23 protein-coding genes and 1 pseudogene are annotated in these 26634 nt (G+C 32.8%); 9 read left to right on the forward strand and 15 right to left on the reverse strand.

Features of this window, described 5'->3' with window-relative positions; genetic code table 11:
• Positions 1–12: 12 nt before the first annotated feature.
• The 4 genes from ystJ to IDG65_RS03385 all read right to left on the reverse strand — a co-directional run bounded on the left by ystJ (position 13) and on the right by IDG65_RS03385 (position 7459).
• Positions 13–1242: an NADP-dependent malic enzyme gene (ystJ, locus tag IDG65_RS03370; protein ID WP_000058377.1), complete on the reverse strand. Its 1230-nt coding sequence runs from the start codon at positions 1240–1242 to the stop codon at positions 13–15.
• A gap of 450 nt (positions 1243–1692) precedes the next feature.
• The gene (locus tag IDG65_RS03375; protein ID WP_052997596.1) at positions 1693–4890 is read right to left on the reverse strand and encodes a DNA polymerase III subunit alpha; all 3198 of its coding nucleotides are present in this window, start codon (positions 4888–4890) and stop codon (positions 1693–1695) included.
• A 20-nt stretch (positions 4891–4910) separates the two neighbouring features.
• On the reverse strand, positions 4911–5852 hold the full coding sequence (gene pde2 / locus IDG65_RS03380; RefSeq protein WP_000626077.1) for a pApA hydrolase Pde2: 942 nt from the start codon (positions 5850–5852) through the stop codon (positions 4911–4913).
• Between the two features lie 308 nt (positions 5853–6160).
• Entirely contained in the window at positions 6161–7459 is a 1299-nt protein-coding gene (locus IDG65_RS03385; RefSeq protein ID WP_000160435.1) for a CBS domain-containing protein, read from the reverse strand.
• 204 nt (positions 7460–7663) lie between these two features.
• Between IDG65_RS03385 and IDG65_RS03390 the strand changes: the two genes are divergently transcribed.
• Entirely contained in the window at positions 7664–8077 is a 414-nt protein-coding gene (locus IDG65_RS03390) for a universal stress protein (RefSeq protein ID WP_000277602.1), read from the forward strand.
• A gap of 304 nt (positions 8078–8381) precedes the next feature.
• Here the strand turns inward: IDG65_RS03390 and IDG65_RS03395 are convergent, their stop codons facing one another.
• A complete protein-coding gene (locus IDG65_RS03395) occupies positions 8382–9071 on the reverse strand; it encodes a metal-dependent hydrolase (protein ID WP_000777188.1) in 690 nt (229 codons plus the stop codon).
• A gap of 174 nt (positions 9072–9245) precedes the next feature.
• Between IDG65_RS03395 and IDG65_RS03400 the strand changes: the two genes are divergently transcribed.
• Positions 9246–10301, forward strand: coding sequence for a M24 family metallopeptidase (locus IDG65_RS03400; RefSeq protein WP_000161679.1), 1056 nt, complete (start codon positions 9246–9248; stop codon positions 10299–10301).
• A 78-nt stretch (positions 10302–10379) separates the two neighbouring features.
• On the opposite strand, the gene IDG65_RS03405 is transcribed toward IDG65_RS03400, so the two are convergent.
• Both IDG65_RS03405 and ald read right to left on the reverse strand, forming a co-directional pair.
• The gene (locus tag IDG65_RS03405) at positions 10380–10493 is read right to left on the reverse strand and encodes a hypothetical protein (protein WP_031775021.1); all 114 of its coding nucleotides are present in this window, start codon (positions 10491–10493) and stop codon (positions 10380–10382) included.
• Positions 10494–10616: 123 nt separating this feature from the next.
• The gene (gene ald, locus IDG65_RS03410; RefSeq protein ID WP_000689998.1) at positions 10617–11735 is read right to left on the reverse strand and encodes an alanine dehydrogenase; all 1119 of its coding nucleotides are present in this window, start codon (positions 11733–11735) and stop codon (positions 10617–10619) included.
• Positions 11736–11875: 140 nt separating this feature from the next.
• On the opposite strand from ald, the gene IDG65_RS03415 reads away from it, so the two are divergent.
• A complete protein-coding gene (locus tag IDG65_RS03415; protein ID WP_000634175.1) occupies positions 11876–12376 on the forward strand; it encodes a universal stress protein in 501 nt (166 codons plus the stop codon).
• A gap of 245 nt (positions 12377–12621) precedes the next feature.
• On the opposite strand, the gene IDG65_RS03420 is transcribed toward IDG65_RS03415, so the two are convergent.
• From IDG65_RS03420 to IDG65_RS03445, 6 genes are all read right to left on the reverse strand, one after another.
• Complete coding sequence (locus tag IDG65_RS03420) at positions 12622–13824, reverse strand: acetate kinase (RefSeq protein ID WP_000040063.1); 1203 nt, start codon at positions 13822–13824, stop codon at positions 12622–12624.
• A gap of 87 nt (positions 13825–13911) precedes the next feature.
• Positions 13912–14859, reverse strand: coding sequence for a class I SAM-dependent methyltransferase (locus IDG65_RS03425; protein WP_000840576.1), 948 nt, complete (start codon positions 14857–14859; stop codon positions 13912–13914).
• A gap of 122 nt (positions 14860–14981) precedes the next feature.
• On the reverse strand, positions 14982–15476 hold the full coding sequence (tpx, locus tag IDG65_RS03430) for a thiol peroxidase (protein WP_000136256.1): 495 nt from the start codon (positions 15474–15476) through the stop codon (positions 14982–14984).
• Between the two features lie 97 nt (positions 15477–15573).
• Positions 15574–16344, reverse strand: a complete 771-nt coding sequence (locus IDG65_RS03435) for a sulfite exporter TauE/SafE family protein (protein WP_000365317.1) — start codon at positions 16342–16344, stop codon at positions 15574–15576.
• 43 nt (positions 16345–16387) lie between these two features.
• Complete coding sequence (gene thiI, locus IDG65_RS03440; protein ID WP_000872661.1) at positions 16388–17611, reverse strand: tRNA uracil 4-sulfurtransferase ThiI; 1224 nt, start codon at positions 17609–17611, stop codon at positions 16388–16390.
• Positions 17611–18759, reverse strand: a complete 1149-nt coding sequence (locus IDG65_RS03445) for a cysteine desulfurase family protein (RefSeq protein ID WP_075583653.1) — start codon at positions 18757–18759, stop codon at positions 17611–17613. Before IDG65_RS03445 ends, thiI begins: the two co-directional genes overlap by 1 nt.
• 149 nt (positions 18760–18908) lie before the next feature.
• Here IDG65_RS03445 and IDG65_RS03450 point away from each other — a divergent pair.
• Positions 18909–19050, forward strand: a pseudogene (locus IDG65_RS03450) (hypothetical protein).
• Positions 19051–19123: 73 nt separating this feature from the next.
• Here IDG65_RS03450 and ezrA read toward each other — a convergent pair.
• The gene (ezrA, locus tag IDG65_RS03455) at positions 19124–20818 is read right to left on the reverse strand and encodes a septation ring formation regulator EzrA (RefSeq protein ID WP_000244859.1); all 1695 of its coding nucleotides are present in this window, start codon (positions 20816–20818) and stop codon (positions 19124–19126) included.
• Between the two features lie 136 nt (positions 20819–20954).
• Between ezrA and IDG65_RS03460 the strand changes: the two genes are divergently transcribed.
• On the forward strand, positions 20955–21419 hold the full coding sequence (locus IDG65_RS03460) for a GAF domain-containing protein (RefSeq protein WP_000207843.1): 465 nt from the start codon (positions 20955–20957) through the stop codon (positions 21417–21419).
• Positions 21420–21662: 243 nt separating this feature from the next.
• Complete coding sequence (rpsD, locus tag IDG65_RS03465) at positions 21663–22265, forward strand: 30S ribosomal protein S4 (RefSeq protein ID WP_000090512.1); 603 nt, start codon at positions 21663–21665, stop codon at positions 22263–22265.
• A gap of 216 nt (positions 22266–22481) precedes the next feature.
• On the opposite strand, the gene IDG65_RS03470 is transcribed toward rpsD, so the two are convergent.
• Positions 22482–23225, reverse strand: coding sequence for a glycerophosphodiester phosphodiesterase (locus IDG65_RS03470; protein ID WP_000174278.1), 744 nt, complete (start codon positions 23223–23225; stop codon positions 22482–22484).
• Between the two features lie 79 nt (positions 23226–23304).
• On the opposite strand from IDG65_RS03470, the gene IDG65_RS03475 reads away from it, so the two are divergent.
• The 3 genes from IDG65_RS03475 to serA all read left to right on the forward strand — a co-directional run bounded on the left by IDG65_RS03475 (position 23305) and on the right by serA (position 26617).
• On the forward strand, positions 23305–23751 hold the full coding sequence (locus tag IDG65_RS03475; protein ID WP_000553924.1) for an OsmC family protein: 447 nt from the start codon (positions 23305–23307) through the stop codon (positions 23749–23751).
• 114 nt (positions 23752–23865) lie between these two features.
• Entirely contained in the window at positions 23866–25026 is a 1161-nt protein-coding gene (locus IDG65_RS03480) for a pyridoxal-phosphate-dependent aminotransferase family protein (RefSeq protein WP_052997598.1), read from the forward strand.
• Complete coding sequence (gene serA, locus IDG65_RS03485; protein ID WP_000808826.1) at positions 25013–26617, forward strand: phosphoglycerate dehydrogenase; 1605 nt, start codon at positions 25013–25015, stop codon at positions 26615–26617. Before IDG65_RS03480 ends, serA begins: the two co-directional genes overlap by 14 nt.
• Positions 26618–26634: the final 17 nt, after the last annotated feature.

Raw genomic sequence — 26634 nt, forward strand, 5'->3', positions numbered from 1 at the left:
CGTTAATTATTTTTATTGTAAATCTGTAAGTTTCATTGTTTTATCATACACATCTTGCGGATCAACTTCAATCCTAGCTACTCCAGATTCCATTGCCGCTTTAGCAACATTACGAGCAACTGATGGCGCTACACGTTTATCAAACGGTCCTGGGATACAGTAGTCTTCATTTAATTCAGAACTATCGATTAAATCAGCAATCGCTTCTACAGCTGCTTTTTTCATTTCTTCATTTATATGTGTAGCTTCAACCTCTAATGCACCTCTAAAAATACCAGGGAAAGCTAATACATTATTAATTTGGTTAGGATAATCTGAACGTCCAGTACCAACAACGCGTGCACCTGCCGCTTTGGCATCATCAGGTATTATTTCAGGATTTGGATTAGCCATTGCAAATATAATTGGATTATCTGCCATACTCTTAACCATATCTTGTGACAGCGCATTAGCTACAGAAACTCCGATAAATACATCTGCGTCTTTTACGACTTCTTCTAAAGACCCTTCAATCTTATCTTTATTTGTCCATTTAGCTACAACATCTTTCGTAGGATTCATACCATATGAACGTCCTTCAAAAATTGCGCCTCTTGAGTCACACATAACCATATTTCTTACACCATACGCGTATAGTAATTTAACAATGGCTATTCCTGCTGCACCAGCACCATTTAGTACAACTTTTATTTTAGCAATATCTTTGTTAACAACTCTCAATGCATTTACCAAACCTGCCATTGTTACAATTGCTGTACCATGTTGATCGTCATGGAATACCGGAATATTAGTTTCTTTTTTCAATCGTTCTTCAATTTCAAAACAACGTGGTGCCGAAATATCCTCTAAATTAATACCACCATAATTAGGTTCTAACAACTTAACTGTTTTAATGATTTCTTCGGTATCAGTTGTATTTAACGCAATAGGCATCCCATTGATACCAGCGAAGCTTTTGAATAATACTGCTTTACCTTCCATTACAGGAATACTTGCTTCAGGTCCAATGTTACCTAAACCTAATACCGCTGTTCCATCAGTAATAACTGCAACTGTATTCCCTTTGATTGTGTAATCATACACTTTTCTTTTATCTTCATATATATCTTTACACGGTTCAGCAACGCCAGGTGAATATGCTAAACTTAATTCCTCTTTATTAGTAACTTTTACATTTGGTTTAACTTCTAATTTACCTTGATTACGTTTGTGCATTTCCAATGCTTCATCTCTTAATGACATGAAATCAGCCCCTAATTCAATATTTATTTTTAAAAAAATAACTTGGATAAAACGCATTACATTATAAAAGTAAAAATATTGGGTAAATCTGAATGAGTAAGAATTTATGGTTTTAATTATGTAACACCAATAGCGATAAACGATAATAAAATAATATATATAAAGATACATTAAACCATACTATCTAAAGATATACCTTTAATTATTATAATGGATAGCAAAAACTAATATATCAAAAAGTTATTATTTTTTCGCACGATATATCGACAAAATTCTTTACTCAATTTATGTATACTGCTTTTTGTGCTAATTATTCTTATGGATTAATCAATAATGTAAAGTGAAACTCATAAAAATAATAAGCATAAAAAACTAATATAAACGCAAACTGATGGTTAAAAAATATCTAACCATCAGTTTACTATATCATAATTTATTAGTTGATAAAAGTTATATAAGCCTAATATCACTAGGGTTAAAGGATTGTATAAAATTATTAAACATACTATCTTTTTGATTAATATAGCCTAAAGTAGTCATTTGTTTAATCGTTTCATCATAAAAGGATAACACAACATCATTAGCATTCTCTTTCGTAGCTTTAATCGCCTCTTCAAACGCATCTATATGTGATTTATTTCTAATTATAATTTGTTTGGCAAATGCTAATTTTTGTTCTTCAAAAGTGGCTAATGTCTGAATCTCATTTATAATTAATTGACGTTGTTGCTTTCTAAGATCAAATTTCCCGCTAACTATAAACAAGTCATTATGTGATAACAACTCTTCGTACTTTTTAAACTGATTAGGGAAAATCACACCATCTAAAGTTTCGATGCCATCATTTAATGTGACGAATGCCATATTTTGGCCATTTTTAGTTCGGATTTGTTTAACTTTATCAAACTGAACTAATATAGGCTTATTATTCTGTGCGTTACTCAATTTAAATATCGTTAAATATTGTTTGGCAACAAACTTTTTATCTACTGGGTGTTGCGAAACATAAAATCCTAAATATTCTTTTTCGTACTGACTAATAAGTGCATCAGGCAATTCTTCTTTATCTTCATACATCTGTTTTGGCGTTAAAATATCAAATAAAAAACCATCTTGTTCAATGTTTAAATCGCCATCCAACACTTGATCAATAGCTTGCAACAACGTTGAACGTGTTTTACCAAAAGCATCAAACGCTCCCACTAAAATCAGTGCTTCAAGTAACTTTCTCGTTTTGACTCGCTTTGGTATACGTCTAGCAAAATCAAAGAAATCTTTAAATTTGCCGTTCTGATAACGTTCATCAACAATCACTTTCACACTTTGATAACCAACACCTTTAATTGTACCAATTGATAAATAAATGCCTTCTTGGGAAGGTTTATAAAACCAATGACTTTCGTTAATGTTCGGTGGCAATATAGTGATACCTTGTTTTTTTGCTTCTTCTATCATTTGAGCAGTTTTCTTCTCACTTCCAATAACATTACTTAAAATGTTTGCGTAAAAATAATTTGGATAACGGACTTTTAAATAGCTCATAATGTATGCAATTTTAGAATAGCTGACAGCATGTGCTCTAGGAAAACCATAATCAGCAAATTTCAGAATCAAATCAAATATTTGCTTACTAATGTCTTCGTGATAACCATTTTGCTTTGCACCTTCTATAAAATGTTGACGCTCACTTTCAAGAACAGCTCTATTTTTTTTACTCATTGCTCTTCTTAAAATATCCGCTTCACCATAACTGAAGTTTGCAAATGTGCTCGCTATTTGCATAATTTGCTCTTGATAAATAATAACACCGTAAGTATTTTTTAATATAGGTTCTAAATGTGGATGTAAATATTGAACTTTGCTTGGATCATGTCTTCTTGTAATGTAAGTTGGAATTTCTTCCATTGGACCTGGTCTATACAAAGAAGTTACAGCCACAATATCTTCAAAGTGTTCCGGCTTTAATTTTTTTAATACACTTCTTACACCGTCAGACTCTAATTGGAATATGCCAGTTGTATCTCCTTGCGACAACAATTCAAACACTTTTTGATCATCGAACGGAATATTTTCGATATCAATATTAATACCTAAATCTTTTTTGACTTGTGTTAAGATTTGATGAATAATCGATAAGTTTCTCAACCCTAGAAAATCTATTTTTAATAACCCAATTCGTTCGGCTTCAGTCATTGTCCATTGCGTTAATAATCCTGTATCCCCTTTCGTTAAAGGGGCATATTCATATAATGGGTGGTCATTAATAATAATTCCTGCCGCATGAGTAGATGTATGTCTTGGTAAACCTTCTAACTTTTTACAAATACTGAACCAGCGTTCATGTCGATGGTTTCGATGTACAAACTTTTTAAAATCGTCAATTTGATATGCTTCATCAAGTGTAATTCCTAATTTATGTGGGATTAAACTTGAAATTTCATTTAATGTAACTTCATCAAACCCCATAATTCGTCCAACATCTCTAGCAACCGCTCTTGCAAGCAGATGACCGAAAGTCACAATTCCAGATACATGTAGCTCGCCATATTTTTCTTGGACGTACTGAATGACCCTTTCTCGGCGTGTATCTTCAAAGTCAATATCAATATCAGGCATTGTTACACGTTCTGGGTTTAAAAAGCGTTCAAATAATAGATTGAATTTAATAGGATCAATCGTTGTAATTCCCAATAAATAACTGACCAGTGAGCCAGCTGAAGAACCACGACCTGGACCTACCATCACATCATGTGTCTTCGCATAATGGATTAAGTCACTTACTATTAAGAAATAATCTTCAAAACCCATATTAGTAATAACTTTATACTCATATTTCAATCGCTCTAAATAGACGTCATAATTAAGTTCTAATTTTTTTAATTGTGTAACTAAGACACGCCACAAATATTTTTTAGCTGATTCATCATTAGGTGTCTGATATTGAGGAAGTAGAGATTGATGATATTTTAATTCTGCATTACACTTTTGAGCTATAACATCAACCTGCGTTAAATATTCTTGATTCACATCAAGTTGCTGAATCTCATTTTCAGTTAAAAAATGCGCACCAAAATCTTCTTGATCATGAATTAAGTCTAATTTTGTATTGTCTCTTATCGCTGCGAGTGCAGAAATTGTATCTGCATCTTGACGTGTTTGGTAACAAACATTTTGAATCCATACGTGCTTTATACCCTGAACTAAAACACTTCGATGATCTAAATACGTATCTTCATGCGAATCAAAAACTTGAACAATGTCACGATGTTCGTCTGCAACATTTTTAAAAATGATAATCATATTGTTAGAAAATCGTTTTAATAATTCAAACGACACATGTTCTAATGCATTCATTTTTATTTCCGATGATAGTTGATACAAATCTTTTAACCCATCATTATTTTTAGCTAGAACAACTGTTTCGACTGTATTTAATCCATTTGTCACGTATATTGTCATACCAAAAATCGACTTTATATTATTGGCAATACATGTATCATAAAATTTAGGAAAGCCATACAATACATTGGTGTCAGTTATGGCAAGTGCATCAACATTTTCAGACACAGCAAGTCTTACGGCATCTTCTATTTTTAAGCTTGAATTTAACAAATCATAAGCCGTATGAATATTTAAATATGCCACCATGATTGAATGGCTCCTTTCTATTAGTTAAGTTTTGTGCGTAAAGCTGTAGCAAGTTGCTCAAATTCATCCCAGCTGTCCACTGAAACTCCTGACGCATTCGGATGACCACCGCCACCAAAATCTTGCGCAATATCATTAATAATCAATTGCCCTTTAGAGCGTAAGCGACATCTTATTTCACTACCCTCATCAACTGCAAACACCCATATTTTCAAGCCTTTGATGTCAGCAATTGTATTAACAAACTGAGATGCTTCATTTGGCTGAATACCGAATTGCTCCAATACATCTTCAGTTATTTTAACTTGGCAGAATCCATCACCCATAAGTTCGAAATGTTGTAAAACATAACCTTGAAACGGCAACATTTTTGGATCCTTCTCCATCATTTTATTTAAAAGCGCATTATGATCAATATCATGCCCAATTAACTTTCCAGCAATTTCCATAGTATGTTCTGAGGTATTGTTAAAAAGGAATCGCCCAGTATCACCGACGATACCAAGATATAAAACGCTCGCGATATCTTTATTAACAATTGCTTCATCATTAAAATGTGAGATTAAATCGTAAATGATTTCACTTGTAGATGACGCGTTCGTATTAACTAAATTAATATCACCATACTGATCAACTGCAGGATGATGATCTATTTTAATAAGTTTACGACCTGTACTATAACGTTCATCGTCAATTCGTGGAGCATTGGCAGTATCACATACAATTACAAGCGCATCTTGATATGTTTTATCATCAATGTTATCTAACTCTCCAATAAAACTTAATGATGATTCCGCTTCACCCACTGCAAATACTTGCTTTTGCGGAAATTTCTGCTGAATATAGTATTTTAAACCAAGTTGTGAACCATATGCATCAGGATCTGGTCTAACATGTCTGTGTATAATAATTGTATCGTTGTCTTCGATACATTTCATAATTTCATTCAAAGTACTAATCATTTTCATACTCCCTTTTTTAGAAAAGTTGCTTAATTTAAGCATTAGTCTATATCAAAATATCTAAATTATAAAAATTGTTACTACCATATTAAACTATTTGCCCGTTTTAATTATTTAGATATATATTTTCATACTATTTAGTTCAGGGGCCCCAACATAGAGAATTTCGAAAAGAAATTCTACAAACAATGCAAGTTGGGATGGGCCACAACACAGAAGCTGACGTAATGTCAGCTTACTATAATGTGCAAGTTGGGCTCCAACGTTTGTGCGAAATCTATCTTATGCCTATTTTCTCTGCTAAGTTCCTATACTTCGTCAAACATTTGGCATATCACGAGAGCGCTCGCTACTTTGTCGTTTTGACTATGCATGTTCACTTCTATTTTGGCGAAGTTTCTTCCGACGTCTAGTATGCCAAAGCGCACTGTTATATGTGATTCAATAGGTACTGTTTTAATATACACGATATTTAAGTTCTCTATCATGACATTACCTTTTTTAAATTTACGCATTTCATATTGTATTGTTTCTTCTATAATACTTACAAATGCCGCTTTACTTACTGTTCCGTAATGATTGATTAAAAGTGGTGAAACTTCTACTGTAATTCCATCTTGATTCATTGTTATATATTTGGCGATTTGATCGTTAATTGTTTCACCCATCTGAGGCTGTCTTCCTAAAAGTTGCATAGACTTTAAAACATCTTGTCTATTAATCACACCCACTGTCTTTTTATTACTCGAAACGACAGGAATCAATTCAATACCTTCCCAAATCATCATATGCGCACAACTTGCTACTGTACTCATAGCATTTACATAAATAGGATTTCGCGTCATCACTTTATCTATTTCGTCGTCGTCCTTTGTATTAATCATCTCTCGACTTGTTACAATACCTACTAATTTATAAGACTCATTGACTACCGGAAATCTTGTATGGCCAGTTCGATTCGCCATACGCTTATAATCTGCTATTTTCATCGTATCAAACAGCACAGATAAATCATCTAATGGCGTCATTATATCTTGAACTATTAAGATATCTTTTCGTATTTTCTGATTAAAAAGTGCTTTGTTGATAATATTTGCAACTAGGAATGTATCATAACTTGATGATAGAACAGGTAAATCATGTTCATTCGCAAAATTAATAACTTTATTAGATGGCTTAAATCCACCAGTAATTAATATAGCCGTACCTCTTTTTAAAGCTTCAATCTGCACATCTTCGCGATTTCCGACAATCAATAATGTCTTTGGACCAATATATTTTAAAATATCTTTGAGTTCCATTGCTCCAATTGCAAATTTAGATACCATCTTAGTGATACCTTTATTGCCACCTAACACTTGGCCATCAATAATATTGACAATTTCATTAAAAGTTAAATGTTCAATTTCATTACGATTACGTTTTTCGATTCGAACCGTACCAACACGATCTATCGTTGCGACCATGCCCATTTTATCAGCATCTTTAATTGCACGATATGCTGTCCCTTCAGATACGTTTAAAAATTTAGCGATTTTACGCACCGAAATTTTAGAGCCTATAGATAACGATTCAATATAATCTAAAATTTGTTCATGTTTTGTCATTCTTTACCTCTTCTTTTCGAACAGTATTAACTACATTATAACTTTATTTTGGATAAAAAGCATTGAAGTGAAATGAAATAATGATCGTTTCACCTATTTTATTTTTTGAAAATATACAACAAACACAAAGATCACAAAATCTTTAATTTTAAATGGAAAAATCCATTATTATTTATTAGAATGTAAGTGAGGAGGGATGTACTAATGTATAAAAATATATTACTTGGTGTAGACACTCAGTTAAAAAATGAAAAAGCACTAAAAGAAGTGTCTAAATTAGCTGGCGAAGGTACAGTCGTAACAGTTTTAAACGCAATCAGCGAACAAGATGCTCAAGCATCAATTAAAGCAGGTGTTCATTTAAACAAACTTACTGAAGAACGAAGCAAGCGATTGGAAAAAACACGCAAAGCTTTAGAAGATTATGGTATTGATTATGACCAAATAATTGTTCGTGGTAATGCAAAAGAAGAACTATTAAAACATGCTAATAGCGGTAAATACGAAATTGTTGTTTTAAGTAACCGTAAAGCAGAAGACAAAAAGAAATTTGTACTTGGAAGTGTCAGCCACAAAGTAGCAAAACGTGCGACTATCCCTGTATTAATCGTTAAATAAAATTTTTATCCAGAATCACAAATAATCTTTCAATCATGATGCAGTCTCAAACGACTAAGTAAACACAAGAAATGATTATGACTGTGGTTCTGGATTTTTTATATCGTAGTAAATTTATAATCAATGTCTAATTGTATAAAACTAAAATTACGAGAGTAGGTCAGAAATGATAAAGAACCACTGATGTCCCCCGTCCACGTCGTAACTGAATTAGTAGAATATAAAAACACCCACTAAAAATATGCAGACGATAACTTCCACATAGATTAGCGAGGTGTTTTTTAGTGTAAAATCTATATTCTATTTAAAACTGAACAGATTCACCTGGTTTTAAAATTTGCACGTCCCCTACATTAACAGCATCTTTAAATTGTTGTGGATCTTGTTCGATTAATGGGAATGTATCATAATGAATCGGTACAGAAATTTTTGGTTTAATAAATTCATTAATAGCATAACTTGCATCATCAATACCCATCGTAAAATTATCTCCAATTGGTACAAAACATACATCAACTGGATGACGTTTCGCAATAAGTGACATGTCACTAAACAGACCTGTATCACCAGTATGATAAATTGTTTTCCCTTCAACTTCAAACACGATACCCATTGGCATACCTAAATAAACTGGAATACCATTTTCATGTGTAAAACTTGAACTATGAAATGCTTGAACAAATTTAACGCTTCCGAAATCAAAGTTTGCTTTACCACCAATATTCATACCATGAACATTTTCAACACCGTGATATGAAGAAAGATAGTCAGCCATTTCTGCACTTCCAATTACTGTTGCTCCTGTTTTCTTTGCTAGTTCCACAACATCACCAAAGTGATCAAAATGACCGTGCGTTAAAACGATATAGTCTACCTGCACTGTTTCAATATTCAAATCACACTTAGGGTTATTTGAAATAAACGGATCTACGATAACTTTTTTGTTGTTCCCTTCTAAATAAATCGTTGATTGACCATGAAATGATAACTTCATTTGAGCATCCTCCTATCAATTGCTATATAAATTTAGTACCCTTTTGCCTCTTAATTATAACAAATTCTCAAATTTTAAAAATTGAAAATCTAGTTAATGAATTAGCTTGATTTTGAAATCTAATAATAATTGGCATAAAATGGAAGTAATATTATGTTGAGGAGTGTTTATAAAATGACAAAAATATCAAAAATAATAGACGAACTGAACAATCGACAAGCTGATGCAGCATGGATTACAACACCGTTGAATGTATATTACTTTACTGGATACCGTAGCGAACCCCATGAAAGATTATTTGCATTATTGATTAAGAAAGATGGGAAACAAGTACTATTTTGTCCAAAAATGGAAGTCGAAGAAGTCAAAGCATCACCTTTCACAGGTGAAATCGTTGGATATTTAGACACTGAAAATCCTTTTTCACTTTATCCTCAAACAATCAATAAATTACTAATTGAAAGCGAGCACTTAACAGTAGCACGCCAAAAACAATTAATCTCTGGTTTCAATGTCAATTCATTCGGAGATGTTGATTTAACAATCAAACAATTGAGAAATATTAAATCCGAAGATGAAATTAGTAAAATACGTAAAGCTGCTGAGTTAGCAGATAAGTGTATCGAAATAGGTGTTTCTTATTTAAAAGAAGGTGTGACTGAACGTGAAGTAGTCAACCATATTGAGCAAACAATCAAACAATACGGCGTCAATGAAATGAGTTTTGATACGATGGTTTTATTTGGAGATCATGCCGCATCACCTCATGGCACACCAGGAGATCGCAGATTAAAAAGCAATGAATATGTACTATTTGATTTAGGTGTAATTTATGAGCATTATTGTAGCGATATGACACGTACCATTAAATTTGGTGAACCTAGCAAAGAAACACAAGAAATTTATAATATTGTATTAGAAGCAGAAACATCTGCAATCCAAGCAATTAAACCTGGAATACCTTTAAAAGATATCGATCATATCGCTAGAAATATTATTTCAGAAAAAGGTTATGGTGAATATTTCCCTCATCGCTTAGGTCATGGTCTAGGATTACAAGAACATGAATATCAAGATGTTTCAAGTACTAATTCTAATTTGTTAGAAGCTGGCATGGTCATTACAATCGAACCAGGTATTTATGTACCAGGTGTTGCAGGTGTAAGAATTGAAGATGACATACTTGTCACTAATGAAGGATATGAAGTATTAACACATTACGAAAAATAAGGAGTGAGACAAAAATGAAAAGCTTGTTACAAGCGCATTCTCATTCAGTCAAACACTGCCAATATAACATTGTAGCGCCTAGGACATAAATTTTTGTCCAAGTCTAAATGCAATATGTAACAAACAAGCTAGAAACACATATGCAGGTATGTTCATCAGTAACATGTAATGAATCAAATCAATATCATTCATGTTCGATGATTTCTTCGCATTGTTTCTAGCTTTAATTTATCATTATTTAATTTTAATAACCAAGGAGATGATAACGTCATTCTTTAGTACGCTGTAATCCATTCCCTTTTCATTAAATTCAAATTATAATTGTAATGCTTCTTCTACAGATTTATATTCCATTTCAAATGCCTCTGCAACGCCTTTATTGGTTACGTGACCTTTGTAAGTATTTAAACCTAATGATAATGGTTGATTTGATTTAAATGCTTCTCTATACCCTTTATTAGCTAGCATGAGCGCATAAGGTAGCGTAGCATTATTTAAAGCTAACGTCGAAGTACGCGGTACTGCACCTGGCATATTTGCAACTGCATAATGAACCACACCATGCTTAATATATGTAGGATCATCATGTGTCGTAATTTTATCAGTTGTTTCAAAAATACCGCCTTGATCAATAGCAATGTCAATAATAACTGACCCATTTTTCATTTGTTTAATCATGTCTTCTGTTACAAGTCTTGGCGCTTTAGCACCTGGAATTAAAACTGCACCTATTACTAAATCACTTTGTTTAACATACAACTCAATATTCAACGGATTTGACATAATTGTATGTACACGTCCACCGAATAAATCATCTAATTGTTGTAAACGCTTTGGATTAACATCTAAAATCGTAACATCTGCACCTAGTCCTAGTGCAATTTTAGCTGCATTTGTTCCTGCTTGACCACCACCGATAATAGTTACTTTACCCTTAGGTACTCCTGGGACACCACCTAGTAGAATTCCCATACCACCATTAAGTTTTTGTAGGAACTCTGCGCCAACTTGAGCTGACATTCTTCCTGCTACCTCACTCATTGGTGATAACAATGGTAAAGATCGGTCTGGTAACTGCACAGTCTCATATGCAATGCTAATTACTTTTCTATCTATCAAAGCTTGTGTTAATTTTTCTTCATTTGCTAAATGAAGATAAGTGAATAATACAAGCCCTTCTTTAAAATATGGATATTCAGATTCAAGTGGTTCTTTAACTTTAATAACCATATCCACATCCCAAACTTTTGCTTGTTCAGCAACAATCTCAGCACCTGCTTCTTTGTAATCTACATCTTCAAAGAACGATCCTGAACCCGCATTTGTTTCCACTAAAACAGTATGCCCACTTTCTACTAAAGCGTGCACACCACTTGGTGATAAACCAACACGATTTTCATTATTTTTAATCTCCCTTGGTATACCAATTTTCATACCATCCACCTCCATAACCATCTTAACGCGACCATTTTGAAAGCGCAATCAAAAATCCACAAAATTGTAAAGGTTATTACACTGACTTTTCCGAAAATTGTGGTAAAATATAATTAAGAAAGAACAAGGAGGCACTTACTATGATTACTTACAAAAATATTTTAATCGCAGTTGACGGTTCACATGAAGCGGAATGGGCATTTAACAGAGCAGTTGGTGTTGCTAAACGTAACGATGCGAAGTTAACAATTGTGAATGTAATTGATTCAAGAACATATTCTTCTTATGAAGTTTATGATGCTCAATTTACTGAAAAATCTAAGCATTTTGCAGAAGAATTATTAAATGGTTATAAAGAAGTAGCTACTAACGCTGGTGTTAAAGATGTAGAAACGCGTCTAGAGTTTGGCTCTCCTAAATCTATCATTCCTAAAAAGCTTGCACATGAAATTAATGCAGACTTGATTATGAGTGGTACATCAGGCTTAAATGCCGTGGAAAGATTTATTGTTGGTTCTGTATCAGAATCTATCGTTCGTCATGCGCCATGTGACGTGTTAGTTGTTCGTACTGAAGAGTTACCAGCAGACTTCCAACCACAAGTTGCAACAACTCAATTACGTGAAAAATATCAAAATTAAATATAGATGATCATTAGATAACTACTTGATCATTATGAACCAAGTGCAACTTTCTGCACTTGGTTTTTTATTGTTTATAAATAAAACTCACTTAATAATGTTTTCATAATCTTCTTCGACTACTTAATTCTTTAAGATATTCGTGAAAAGAGACATTACACTAGTTAATTTTCAAACAATACAAAAAGCGTCTACCTCCTACATATAATTGTAGCGGAGATAGACGCTTAATATTTATTTAAAAATTATTTTAAACCACCGAATGTCATAACATCACGGGCAATCATACTTTCTTCATCAGTTGGAATAACGACAACTTTAACTGGTGAATGAGGATAGTTAATAAATCCTTCTTTACCACGTAGTAAGTTTTCATTTTTCTTAGGATCCCAGTAAACACCCATAAATTCTAAGCCTTCAAGAACTTTCGCACGAATTTCTACTGAGTTTTCACCGATACCTGCTGTAAATACGATAACATCAACACCATGCATTCTCGCAGCATATGATCCAATATATTTGTGAATTTTAGAAGCAAATACATCTAAAGCCATTTGTGAACGTGCTTTACCTGATTCAGCTTCTTCTGATAAGTCACGTAAATCACTAGATGTACCTGATAATCCTAATAAACCTGATTCTTTGTTTAAGATTTCCAATACTTGTTCAGCAGTTTTACCTGTTTTTTCCATAATAAATGGAATTAAAGCAGGGTCAATATTACCAGAACGAGTACCCATTGTTACACCAGCAAGTGGTGTGAAGCCCATTGATGTATCAATAGATTTACCGCCATCGATAGCTGCAATTGATGCTCCATTACCAATGTGACATGAAATAATACGTAAATCTTCAATTGGCTTATCTAACATTTCTGCCGCTCTTTGTGATACAAATTTATGGCTTGTACCATGGAAACCATACTTACGAATGCCATAATCTTTATAATAATGATATGGCAAGCTATATAGATATGCTTTTTCAGGCATTGTTTGATGGAATGCTGTATCAAAAATTGCCACATGAGGGATATTTGGTAATAATTTACGGAAAGCACGAATACCCATCAAGTTAGCTGGGTTGTGAAGCGGTGCTAATTCGCTTAATTCTTCAATTTCCTTTTCAACCTCATCAGTAATAGCTACTGATTCAGGGAATTTTTCACCACCATGTACAACACGGTGACCTGTTCCATCGATATCGTTAATATCATTAATAATATTATGCGCTTTAAAAGCATCCAACATGATATCAACTGCCTCAACGTGATCCTTGATATCTTGTACTGTTTTAACTTTTTCCCCGTTGACTTCAATTGTAAAAATTGAATCCTTCAATCCGATTCTTTCTATTAAACCTTTTGTTACTAATTCCTCTTCAGGCATTCTAATTAATTGAAATTTTAATGATGAACTACCAGCATTGATAGCCAAGATTAATTTTGACATAAGTAATGATCCTCCATCGTTTGCTTTTTATACTATTTCATTTCTCATTTTATCATTCATACAGTTTTATGACTATACTATTACAGATTATTTTTTAGGACGATTTGTGTCCATCCACTGATTTAACTCTGTCATAAATCCTTGAAATTGTGAAGGATTTTTGAAATCAGGAATATTTGCCAATAATACTTCAACTGGCTTTGTTTCACCCGATTTTTTCTTTTGTAAAATTAATATAGATTTTCGCGCTTTTTCATTTTTAAATAAAGTTGGTGGTAAATTTAAAAATGCTTGCATCTCTGTCTCTGTTGCAATATATTTTTCAAGCTGTTTTACATGTTCACCTGTAAAAATATTACTTGGTACCACTAGAAAGGCATATCCAGCATCTTTTAATGCATTTATTGCTTGTTCTATTAATAAATAATGTGAATAACTATGTCCTTCTTCAAAACCTAGCTTAAACTCCTTACTTCTTTCATCAATTGGATAATAGCCTACTGGAAAATCACCAATAACGATATCTGCTTCTTCTAATGGTAGTGGCATGATGGCATCTTGAGGATACACATCGAAAGGAATTTCTAAGAAGTTTGCTAAATGTACACTAACACGTGATAAAACTGGATCAACTTCAATTAAATGATGCATAACCGCAATTTCAGGTAACACTTCTTTTACAGTAGCACTTAAATGACCGGCACCACTTGCAATATCAACAATATGTAATTCTTCTTGGTTGTTCATAAAACGCTCAACTAAAAATCCTAGTATCAATCCAATTGAATCTGGTGTAATTTGATGATTTGCTTGTATCTTTTCTTCCTGCATTAAACTTAAATATGCAAATTGGAATGCTTTACGTCGATCTTGTAACGTCGATTGTTCTAACAATCCTCTTTCATTGGTATATACTTGTTCCATTGCTAGCCCAAGATTTTCAATAAAACTTTGGCCATTTTCATTATTTAATGTTTTAGCTTTTTCATCTAATGTATGAAACAAGCGTTCCATAATTGTTTGTTGTTCTGCCATATTCGTCCCTCTCCAATAAAAAGTGCCCATAGGTCTTAGCAATCATAGAAAACAATTCTATTTTAATGCTGTTGACAACGATGGACACGATGTATACATTTTAAGATTTATCTCTTTAATGATTAAATAATTTTGCATGCAGCTAAAGCAGCATCAAAATCTGGGAAATCAGTACCTTCACTAACGATTTCTTTATAAACAACTTTATTATCTGCATCTAATACAAATACTGCACGAGCTAATAAGCGAAGTTCTTCCATAACAACGCCATAGTTTTCACCAAATGATAAGTCACGGTGGTCACTTAATGTAATGACATTGTCTAAACCTGCTGAAGCGCACCATCTTTTTTGTGCGAATGGTAAATCTGCTGAAATTGTAAGCACAATCCCCTCTTCTTTAGAAGCTTCAGAGTTGAATTTGCGAGTCTGCTGATCACAAACACCTGTATCAATTGATGGTACCACACTAATTAATTTCTTTTTACCAGCATAATCTGCTAATGTTACTTGATTTAAGTCATTATCTAACACTGTAAAATCAGGTGCAAAATCACCTTCATTAATTTGTTGACCTTTTAAGTGGATTGGTCCACCTTTGAATGTTATTTCAGTCATATACTTGACCTCCTGCATTTTAAAATTCTAACTACATCATACGACAATTTATGGTTTGATTACAATTTTCATGCTTTAATCAAAAGCAAATTTAATTTTATACAAATTGTTGAATATAATCAAAAGCATTTTTTAAAATTAAAATAGCAGTAATAATAATAAATAATACTTTTACATAGGCAACACCTTGTTTGATAGCAAAATGTGCTCCAGTATATGACCCAGCAATCATGCTTGTAGCCATAATTAAACCTATTACATAATCTACTTGTCCTAATACCATAAATAATACAAGCGCACCTATATTAGAAGCAAAGTTCAAAACTTTAGCATTTCCTGCAGCACTTAAAAAATCAAAACCAAAGATTAACAATACAAAAAGCATAAATGAACCTGTTCCCCCACCTACAAATCCATCATAAAAGCCGATTAATATAAAAAGTGCTGCAAATATTATGGCTTTCTTAAATGTAAATTGAGTAAACGTACGTGTATTGCCCCAATCTTTTTTAAGTAATGTGAATATAAACACCGACGAAAGTGCAATGATGATTAAAGGTTTCAATATTTGTGACGGAACCATCGTTGCAATATATGCGCCACATGCAGATGCCAAAAATACAAAACCAAATAATTTGGCAACAACAAATAAGTCCACTTTACCGGACCTTATAAACTTTATCGTACTAGTTAAAGAACCAAATGAACTTGCCAATTTATTTGTACCTAAAGCCACAGATGGTGGTAGACCGATTGCTAATAATGCTGGCGTAGAAATTAAACCGCCACCCCCTACAACCGAATCTATAAACGCCGCGATAAAACCAAATAAAATTATGATTATAATCATCGTTAAGTTCAAATCCATAGTTTAACATCCCCTTATGTTTAAATTTACTCTAGGATTTTATTTATAAAAAGTCGTTTATTAATTGGTTTGTTTGCTGTTCTTTAATAGTTTTATAATCACTAGTTATTTCAAGTGTTTCAATATTTTCAACAGCACGATTAATCATCTCTTCAAAATCAAAGACGCTTTCATATTGAACTACCTTATCAAAGTTTGGTTCGGTTACTGGATTTTTAGGGGTGAAAATTGTACAACAATCTTCAAATGGTTGAATAGATGTTTCAAATGTGCCAATTTCTTTCGATTTAATAATAATTTCTTCTTTATCGTAAGTTAATAAAGGACGTAATACAGGAGTAGAAGTTACATTATTAATTGCATACATGCTATGAAGTGTTTGACTGGCTACCTGCCCTAGGTTTTCACCATTTACAATAGCTAAAGCCCCTATTTGATGTACTAATTTATCAGCAACACGCATCATCATACGTCTCGTTGAAGTCATTGTATATCTTGGATGTACAACTTTATTTACCTGTTTTTGCAATTCTGTAAATGGTACAATATGCAATTTAATTGGTCCAACACGTTCAGCTAAAATACGTGTCAATTCAATAACTTTTTCTTTTGCTTGATCACTTGTAAATGGTGGACTATGGAAATGAATCGCTTCAATTGTTACGCCACGTCTCATCACTTCCATTCCAGCAACTGGTGAGTCTATACCGCCTGAAAGCATTAGTAACGTCTTACCACCAGTACCAACTGGTAATCCGCCTGAACCCGGAACAACTTCTTCATACATATAAATTGCATCTAATCTAACTTCCACTCGAATTTCATGATCTGGACGTTTGACATTAACAGAAACATTTTCAATTTGTTTCAATACGGTACCACCCAATTCACGTTGTAATTCATACGTATCCATTGGGAAATTTTTATCGGCACGCTTCACATCAATTTTAAATGTGCTGTTTTCTTCAAATTGCTGCGCAAATTTAATTGCCGCTGCACTCATTGCCTCTATTGTTTTTTCTACTTTTAATACTGGACTAATAGATTTAATACCGAAAATTTTTGATAATCGATATGTTATTTCATTTATATCTGCATGGTCTTCAAGTTCAATATACATACGATCTCGTTTGCCTTTAACGACAAACCCATCAAGTCCTTTTAATGACTTATTTACATTATTTCTTAATTGATTTACAAATTTCTTTCTATTTGAACCCTTTAATGTTAACTCCCCGTATCTAACAAGCAAGTGATCATACTTCATTATTTTAGCAACTCCTTAATTTCCTCATAAATGATGATAAATATTTCTTTAAACCTTGCTATATCTTCTTTAGTTGTAGTAGCCCCAAATGATAATCTTATACTACCTTCAATAGATTTGTCTGATAATCCCATTGCAGCCAATACTTCATTTAATTTATTACGTTTAGATGAACAAGCACTCGTCGTAGATATCATAATGTCATATTTTGAAAAAGCATTAACTAATACTTCACCTTTTACTCCAGGAAAACTAATATTTAAAACGAATGGTGAACCTGAAGTTGAAGAGTTAATATAAACTCCATGATATTTATTTAAAAATTGACGGACGTCATTATTTAACTCAGTAACAAATGCATTCAATGCTTCAAAGTTTTCATTAGCTATCTTCATCGCTTTAACCATTGCAATATCATTTGGCAAATTAACTGTTCCACTTCTAACGCCATATTCTTGACCACCACCATGGACAGTTGGTTCAACATTTTGAATGTGATTTACAAGTAAGACGCCTTGGCCTTTTAAACCATTAAACTTGTGTCCACTTAAACTAATACTATCTACGTTATTGAAATCCATTGAAATTTTGCCGAATGCTTGAACCGCATCTACATGAAAATGTGCCTTAGGATAATTTTTTATAACTTCAGCCATTTGTGGAATAGGCTGTATTTGTCCTGTTACATTATTTACATACATACATGTTACTAAACCGACTTTGTCTGACATTAATTCTTTGAAGTGTTCTAAGTTAATACTGCCATCTTTCTTTACATCAACATAATTAACTTTAAATCCTTCGTGCGCTTCCAAATATCTTACAACCTCTAATACGGATGGATGCTCTAACACGGATGTAATTATTTCCTTAGCTGTATCAAATTTACGATAGGCAATACCTTTTAAAGCAAGATTATTGGATTCAGTTGCACCACTCGTGAAAACAACATTATAATTTGTTTTTGAATTAATCATTGCATTAATTTGGGCTTTTGCTTGCTGTAGTAATTGATTTGCCTGCAAACCAGCTTTATGCGGACTATTCGGATTATAATACATTGATTGATTTACTTTTAAATAAGTATCTAACACTTCTTCAAATGCTTTCGTCGTTGCCGCATTATCTAGATATATCAAAATAAACACTTCTCTTTCATTAATCATCAATCGTTAAAATTGTTTTACTCAAGCATTATACTATTATCCGACAAAAAATAAAGGTTATAGCGCAAAATAATCTTATTTCTACTTATTAAATAAGAATTAGACTATTTCACTCTATATTAAACAGCTGTGTGATTATGCTTTTTTCACTACTTATATTAATTAAAACAACACTTTTGATTACGTTTATCTTTAAACAATTGCTATTTATATTTATTGTCCCTTTCATATATCCATATAAAAAAAGAAGCTAGACAACATACAGTTGGCTAACTTCAATTATTAAACTCATCAGTCCAATTTGACAGAGAGCTCATATTATTTAAGTATAACTACATACTAGTTTCTATTGCTTAATAACTTCTTCTTCAATATGTTTAGTGACACCTGGCTCAACACTTTCAAGAGCTTGCTCTGCAATTTCAATCGCACGCTTATAGCGATTATTTTTAAATAATCGTTCAGCTTCATTTAAGCTCTTATCAACATTGCTATAGTCCTTACGATATCTATTTCCATATTGAATTAATTTCTCTGCATAAACAGCATTAACAAGAACATCATTTGCTTCATCTTCAAATGTATTCATTTGAATCACAATTTTAGACACTTTATCTTTTAACTGTTTAACGTGTATTGGACGTTCACTAAATTGTTCGTTAACATCACGAACTTCATGATCAATTTCATTTTTCATGATGATAAATCTTTCAGGAACACTTGTTAAGTTAGAAGCAAGTAATCGACGATACACTTCTTCTTTCTTCGATTGTACTCGTAACAGATTGTCTTCTGCTTCTGCTTCATCTTCACGTAATTGAATCAGATGATTTTGTAGCTTTTCTTGTTTGTCATTAATGACTGTGACATGATCTTCTAAATATTGTAAATTATCCTGAACCTCGCTATATCTAACAGCAGATTTAGACATTTCTTTTAAAATATCATCATATACAGAAATTAAACTTTGAATTTCATTTTCAAATTGACGAACACTTTGAGCATCAGATTCATTTATATAGTAGTTTTCACGTACATATTCAATTTCTGTTTGCAATGTATAATTCATGTCTTTAGCTTTGAATAAGTTATCCGTAATGATATCTTTTGTTTCTTCGACATCATTTTTAGCTTTAACTTCATGTTCAATTAAATCATACATGTCATCTAACTTATCATTGATATTAGCTAGTTTATCATTAGCTTCTTCTAATTCTAAGCGACTAATTAATGGTTCAACGAAACTAAGCTCTGTTTTTAAGCTTTGTAATGTACTGTCTACTTTTACGTGATCCAGATCATACCCTTCAACTTTAAGATCACGGCAACCATATTTTAAATCTTGGAATTGACCAGGTAATTCTTTTTGAGTTTCTCTAATTAATTCTGGTATTTCTTCCATATAAGATCTTAGCTGTTTCATTTGTTCATTCAAGGCAGCTATATGGTTGTGCGCTTGTACATAATTACCATCAGCTTTTAGTACTTCATATTGCTCTAACCTTGGCTCAAATTTTTCAATTTCAGTTTCAAGTAGACTTGCTGCCTCACCAAATTGATGACGATTTGCTAAAACATCACGTTTCATTTCACGATAATCAACCTTACATTTGTCATATAATTCATCATTATCTTTGTATAACGCAATAATTTCATTTACATCTTCTAATTGTTGCTGATAGCTTTGTTCGTAACTATCCATCAACTCATTTGCATCATCAATTTCACTTTGAGCTGCGTTGAAACTAAATTTATCTAATAAAGCCTCAGCATTATGGATTTTTTCTTCCACAGGAGCTAGATACTTATTTGTACTTTCTACGTTGTCCTTTTTCATTGCATCGTATTTCGTTTTTGTTTCACCTTTTAAATTCAACTTAGATAATTGTGCAAGGTTTTGATCAAAAGGTAACGTCTCAATTTCATTTTTACGTTCGATTGCTTTTTCAATAATTTGTCGTTTATTTGAACGTAAATAGAATAATACACCTACAGCAATCAATATAATCACAATTATTGCCAAAATGATATATAACACCATATGCTTCTCCTCCTAATTTATCATTACTATTATAACGTAATTTTGCTTAAGGATAAATTATAAAATGAATTTATTGCCATAATATTTTCGAAATTCTATACTATTATAAAATCTATGAAAATAAGAGGTTTTAAATATGACAACAATTAACCCAACAAACTATGCATTATTAAAGAAACAAGCAGCAAGCCTTATTGAAGATGAACATCACATGATTGCTATTTTAAGTAACATGTCTGCCTTATTAAATGATAATCTGGATCAAATTAATTGGGTCGGCTTTTACTTATTGGAACAAAATGAACTTATACTTGGACCTTTCCAAGGACACCCCGCTTGTGTCCACATTCCAATTGGAAAAGGTGTATGTGGTACAGCCGTTTCAGAACGTCGTACACAAATTGTAGCTGATGTTCATCAATTCGAAGGACATATCGCTTGTGATGCTAATAGTAAGTCTGAGATTGTCGTTCCAATTTTCAAAGATGATAAAATTATCGGCGTCTTAGATATCGATGCCCCTATAACGGATCGATTTGATGACAATGACAAAGAACATCTTGAAGCAATTGTTAAAATTATTGAAAAGCAACTCGCATAAAAGGACATCAGCATTTTCAATAAAGTGTTGACAGTTAGCAGGAAAATGTTACAATAATCTTTGTGTGAATTAACGAAAGTAGCAGTTGTATATTATTGAGCGCTATGTTGTTCCCAATGCGGACGTGTCACGTAACTGTCGCTATAAGGTGAAGACACATAAAACAATATATCTTAGTAAGCATGCAACACTCTTTTTTGTTTATTCATAACAACAAAAAAGAATTAAAGGAGGAGTCTTATTATGGCTCGATTCAGAGGTTCAAACTGGAAAAAATCTCGTCGTTTAGGTATCTCTTTAAGCGGTACTGGTAAAGAATTAGAAAAACGTCCTTACGCACCAGGACAACATGGTCCAAACCAACGTAAAAAATTATCAGAATATGGTTTACAATTACGTGAAAAACAAAAATTACGTTACTTATATGGAATGACTGAAAGACAATTCCGTAACACATTTGACATCGCTGGTAAAAAATTCGGTGTACACGGTGAAAACTTCATGATCTTATTAGCAAGTCGTTTAGACGCTGTTGTTTATTCATTAGGTTTAGCTCGTACTCGTCGTCAAGCACGTCAATTAGTTAACCACGGTCATATCTTAGTAGATGGTAAACGTGTTGATATTCCATCTTATTCTGTAAAACCTGGTCAAACAATTTCAGTTCGTGAAAAATCTCAAAAATTAAACATCATCGTTGAATCAGTTGAAATCAACAATTTCGTACCTGAGTACTTAAACTTTGATGCTGACAGCTTAACTGGTACTTTCGTACGTTTACCAGAACGTAGCGAATTACCTGCTGAAATTAACGAACAATTAATCGTTGAGTACTACTCAAGATAATACCGTTCAATACAAACACCCACAATTGTGGGTGTTTTTTTTATTAATTTAAAAATGATAGATTCAAGATTATATCGAGCTACCCTATTTTACAATCAACTTAGAATTTACAAGTCTTATATGTTGAATTATCTATAATATTTCCTCATTAGTTTTTAAAATTATCAATTGCGATATACGAATCCTCATCCCGCTATCAAATAACCATTCATCGTCTCACTTAATAAATAATTTCGGGTTATCTGTAATTAATCCATCTACACCCATTTGTCTTAATTTTTCTCCCGTTTTCAATTTATTAACTGTATATGGCATAACCTGTAATTGATGATGATGTGCTTCATCAACAAATTTTCTGGTCACTAATGCATAATTAGGATTAACATAACTAGCAATTTGAGAAATTCTTGAAAAGTTTGGCTTTTTATACCAATACTTACGTTTACTACAAAGCACACCTAATTCATATATACTGCCCAATGTGTTTAACTTTTCGATGCATTCGATATCAAAGGATTGTATAACTACTTGTGTCGCATCGACTTTCTTTTCTTCCAAAAATGCCAGCAATTTACATTCTATTTCTGGATATAAATTCGGACTTTTCAATTCAATCAATAGCTTTTTATCATACTTTAAGCATAATGAAAGTACTTCATCTAACGTGGGTATTCGTTCTCCCTTAAAAGCAACATCTTTATAACTACCAAAATCAAATGATTTTAATTGCGATAATGTGTAATCAGCAATACGCCCCTTACCATCCGATGTTCTATCAATTGTTTCATCATGTATCACAACAAAATGTTGGTCTTTGGTCAAATGAACATCTATTTCTAACATAGCAACATTGAGCCCCATTACCTCTCGATAACCGACCATTGTATTTTCAGGAAAATCACTCGGTAATCCACGGTGCGAAACAATTTGTAATTCATCTTTCAGTTTATTCAGAGTCATTGATAAGTCACCTTTCTGTTAAACTTTGATAAACTATTCTAAAATTAAACTATCACAATTATATTGGAGGTTAAAGCAATTGCATCAACATGACTTTAAAGTCCAAACTTCTTGGCAAGGTGGTCGTAACAATGTCGGAAACGTTCAAGGCGACATACTTTCAGAGAATATTTCAATACCTGCTTCTTTAGGTGGTGTTGGTATAGGAACAAATCCCGATGAAATGTTAGTATCAGCCGCTTCATCATGTTATATCATCTCATTAGCAGCTACTCTTGAACGTGCAAAGTTCACAGATATTTCAATTGAACAACAATCGATTGGAACAGCTTGTTTAAATAATGGAAAATTCAGTATGTCAAAAATTGTGCACCATCCTCACATTGAAATTCCAAGTGATCAAATAGCACAATTAGAAAAGCGATTACCAAAATTGATAACAATTGCAGATAATAATTGCATGATTTCAAATGCTGTAAGAAATAATGTAGACATAAAAATCTATCCCATCATTCAGGCCAAATAAAATCGTTACGTGATAACGTTTATTCGACAATATAGCGTTATCACTTTTTTTAGGCTTTTAAATTTTCAGAAAATTTGCTAAAATAGTGAAATCTTATTTATAGGAGGCATATAAATGTATTATCATCAACCGTTGTTATTAACACCTGGCCCAACCCCTGTACCTGATGCCATTATGAGAGAAATTCAAGCACCTATGGTTGGTCATCGTTCTAAAGATTTTGAAGACATCGCACAACAAGCATTTCAAGGTCTAAAGCCAATATTTGGGAGTCAAAATGATGTACTTATTTTAACATCTAGCGGTACAAGCGTCTTAGAAGCTAGTATGTTGAACATTGTAAACCCTGAAGATCACTTCGTTGTCATTGTTTCAGGTGCCTTTGGTAACCGATTTAAACAAATTGCACAAACTTATTACAAAAATGTGCACATTTATGACGTAACATGGGGAGAAGCTGTAGATGTTAAAGATTTCATCAATTACCTTTCAACTTTAGATGTTGAAGTTAAAGCAGTATTTAGTCAATATTGCGAAACATCTACGACAGTGCTACACCCTATTCACGAGTTAGGAAATGCCATCAATCAATTTAATAGTAATATTTATTTTGTAGTTGACGGCGTAAGTTGCATTGGGGCTGTTGATGTTGACATTAACAAAGATAAAATTGATGTCCTTGTTTCTGGTAGTCAAAAAGCAATTATGTTACCTCCAGGATTAGCTTTTGTAGCTTATAGCCACCGCGCAAAAGAACGTTTCAAAGAAGTAACTACACCAAAATTTTATCTAGACTTAAATAAATACATTTCGTCACAAGCTGACAATTCTACACCGTTCACACCAAATGTGTCTTTATTTAGAGGTGTAAATGCATACGTTGAAACCGTAAAAGCAGAAGGTTTCAATCACGTAATAGCACGACACTATGCAATTAGAAATGCATTAAGAAGCGCCTTAAAAGCATTAGATTTAACTTTATTAGTCAATGATAAAGATGCATCTCCAACGGTTACAGCATTCAAACCTAATACAAATGATGAAGTGAAAATAATCAAAGATGAACTTAAAAATCGCTTTAAAATAACAATTGCTGGTGGTCAAGGCCATCTTAAAGGTCAAATTTTAAGAATTGGTCATATGGGGAAAATTAGTCCTTTCGATATTTTATCGGTAGTATCTGCTTTAGAAATTATTTTAACTGAACACCGTAAAGTTAACTATATCGGTAAAGGTAAATCAAAATATATGGAGGTTATTCATGAAGCAATTTAATGTACTCGTTGCAGATCCCATATCAAAAGATGGTATCAAAGCATTATTAGATCACGAAAAATTTAATGTAGATATTCAAACTGGCTTGTCCGAAGAAGCATTAATCAAAATTATACCTTCATACCATGCTTTAATCGTTCGTAGTCAAACTACGGTCACTGAAAATATCATAAATGCTGCTGATTCTTTAAAAGTAATCGCACGCGCCGGTGTTGGTGTAGATAATATTAATATTGATGCTGCAACATTAAAAGGTATTTTAGTTATTAATGCCCCAGATGGTAATACGATTTCAGCTACTGAACATTCACTGGCAATGTTATTATCAATGGCTCGAAATATTCCGCAAGCACACCAATCACTTACAAATAAAGAATGGAATCGAAATGCATTTAAAGGTACTGAGCTTTATCATAAAACATTAGGTGTCATTGGTGCTGGTAGAATTGGTTTAGGTGTTGCTAAACGTGCGCAAAGTTTCGGAATGAAAATACTAGCTTTTGACCCTTACTTAACGGATGAAAAAGCAAAATCTTTAAGCATTACGAAGGCAACAGTTGATGAGATTGCCCAACATTCTGATTTCGTTACATTACATACACCACTAACACCTAAAACAAAAGGCTTAATTAATGCTGACTTTTTTGCCAAAGCAAAACCTAGTTTGCAAATAATCAATGTGGCACGTGGTGGTATTATTGATGAAAAGGCGCTAATAAAAGCATTAGACGAAGGACAAATTAGTCGGGCAGCTATCGATGTGTTTGAACATGAACCTGCAACTGATTCGCCTCTTGTTGCACATGATAAAATTATTGTTACACCTCATTTGGGTGCTTCAACAGTCGAAGCTCAAGAAAAAGTGGCAATTTCTGTTTCAAATGAAATCATCGAAATTTTAATTGATGGTACTGTAACGCATGCAGTGAATGCACCTAAAATGGACTTAAGCAATATAGATGATACTGTAAAATCATTCATCAATTTAAGCCAAACAGTTGGTGAATTAGCTATTCAATTAATGTACAATGCACCAAGCTCTATTAAAATTACGTACGGTGGCGACTTAGCCTCTATTGATAGTAGTTTATTAACACGTACAATTATTACTCATATTTTAAAAGATGATCTTGGTCCTGAAGTCAATATTATCAATGCTCTAATGTTGTTAAACCAACAACAAGTGACATTAAATATTGAAAATAATAAAGCAGAGACAGGTTTTAGTAACTACTTAGAGGTAGAACTATCAAACGATAGCGATTCCGTTAAAGTTGGCGCTTCTGTCTTTACAGGTTTCGGTCAAAGAATTGTTAGAATTAATAATTTTTCTGTAGACTTAAAGCCAAATCAATATCAAATTGTGTCATATCATAATGATACTCCAGGTATGGTAGGAAAAACTGGCGCATTGTTAGGTAAATACAATATCAACATTGCATCTATGACTTTAGGTAGAACTGAAGCGGGCGGAGATGCGCTAATGATTTTATCCGTTGATCAACCTGTTTCAAACAATATAATTGATGAACTTAAACAAGTTGGTGAATACAATCAAATTTTCACAACTGAATTGACGGTACAGTCATAAACAATTTATGTAAATTC

Origin of the sequence: Staphylococcus sp. EG-SA-17 (genome assembly GCF_017151845.1) — a bacterium.
GTDB classification, from domain to species: domain Bacteria; phylum Bacillota; class Bacilli; order Staphylococcales; family Staphylococcaceae; genus Staphylococcus; species Staphylococcus aureus.

Excerpts from the sequence above, each read along its gene's own strand:
- IDG65_RS03385 (WP_000160435.1), bottom strand. The coding sequence starts at position 7,459 with ATGACAAAACATGAACAAATTTTAGATTATATTGAATCGTTATCTATA.
- tpx (WP_000136256.1), bottom strand. The coding sequence starts at position 15,476 with ATGACTGAAATAACATTCAAAGGTGGACCAATCCACTTAAAAGGTCAA.
- IDG65_RS03435 (WP_000365317.1), bottom strand. The coding sequence starts at position 16,344 with ATGGATTTGAACTTAACGATGATTATAATCATAATTTTATTTGGTTTT.
- thiI (WP_000872661.1), bottom strand. The coding sequence starts at position 17,611 with ATGAAGTATGATCACTTGCTTGTTAGATACGGGGAGTTAACATTAAAG.
- IDG65_RS03405 (WP_031775021.1), bottom strand. The coding sequence starts at position 10,493 with ATGAATGATATTGATTTGATTCATTACATGTTACTGATGAACATACCT.
- IDG65_RS03400 (WP_000161679.1), top strand. The coding sequence starts at position 9,246 with ATGACAAAAATATCAAAAATAATAGACGAACTGAACAATCGACAAGCT.
- ald (WP_000689998.1), bottom strand. The coding sequence starts at position 11,735 with ATGAAAATTGGTATACCAAGGGAGATTAAAAATAATGAAAATCGTGTT.
- serA (WP_000808826.1), top strand. The coding sequence starts at position 25,013 with ATGAAGCAATTTAATGTACTCGTTGCAGATCCCATATCAAAAGATGGT.
- IDG65_RS03415 (WP_000634175.1), top strand. The coding sequence starts at position 11,876 with ATGATTACTTACAAAAATATTTTAATCGCAGTTGACGGTTCACATGAA.
- IDG65_RS03420 (WP_000040063.1), bottom strand. The coding sequence starts at position 13,824 with ATGTCAAAATTAATCTTGGCTATCAATGCTGGTAGTTCATCATTAAAA.
- IDG65_RS03480 (WP_052997598.1), top strand. The coding sequence starts at position 23,866 with ATGTATTATCATCAACCGTTGTTATTAACACCTGGCCCAACCCCTGTA.
- ezrA (WP_000244859.1), bottom strand. The coding sequence starts at position 20,818 with ATGGTGTTATATATCATTTTGGCAATAATTGTGATTATATTGATTGCT.
- ystJ (WP_000058377.1), bottom strand. The coding sequence starts at position 1,242 with ATGTCATTAAGAGATGAAGCATTGGAAATGCACAAACGTAATCAAGGT.
- rpsD (WP_000090512.1), top strand. The coding sequence starts at position 21,663 with ATGGCTCGATTCAGAGGTTCAAACTGGAAAAAATCTCGTCGTTTAGGT.
- IDG65_RS03470 (WP_000174278.1), bottom strand. The coding sequence starts at position 23,225 with ATGACTCTGAATAAACTGAAAGATGAATTACAAATTGTTTCGCACCGT.
- IDG65_RS03395 (WP_000777188.1), bottom strand. The coding sequence starts at position 9,071 with ATGAAGTTATCATTTCATGGTCAATCAACGATTTATTTAGAAGGGAAC.
- IDG65_RS03425 (WP_000840576.1), bottom strand. The coding sequence starts at position 14,859 with ATGGCAGAACAACAAACAATTATGGAACGCTTGTTTCATACATTAGAT.
- pde2 (WP_000626077.1), bottom strand. The coding sequence starts at position 5,852 with ATGATTAGTACTTTGAATGAAATTATGAAATGTATCGAAGACAACGAT.
- IDG65_RS03375 (WP_052997596.1), bottom strand. The coding sequence starts at position 4,890 with ATGGTGGCATATTTAAATATTCATACGGCTTATGATTTGTTAAATTCA.
- IDG65_RS03390 (WP_000277602.1), top strand. The coding sequence starts at position 7,664 with ATGTATAAAAATATATTACTTGGTGTAGACACTCAGTTAAAAAATGAA.
- IDG65_RS03460 (WP_000207843.1), top strand. The coding sequence starts at position 20,955 with ATGACAACAATTAACCCAACAAACTATGCATTATTAAAGAAACAAGCA.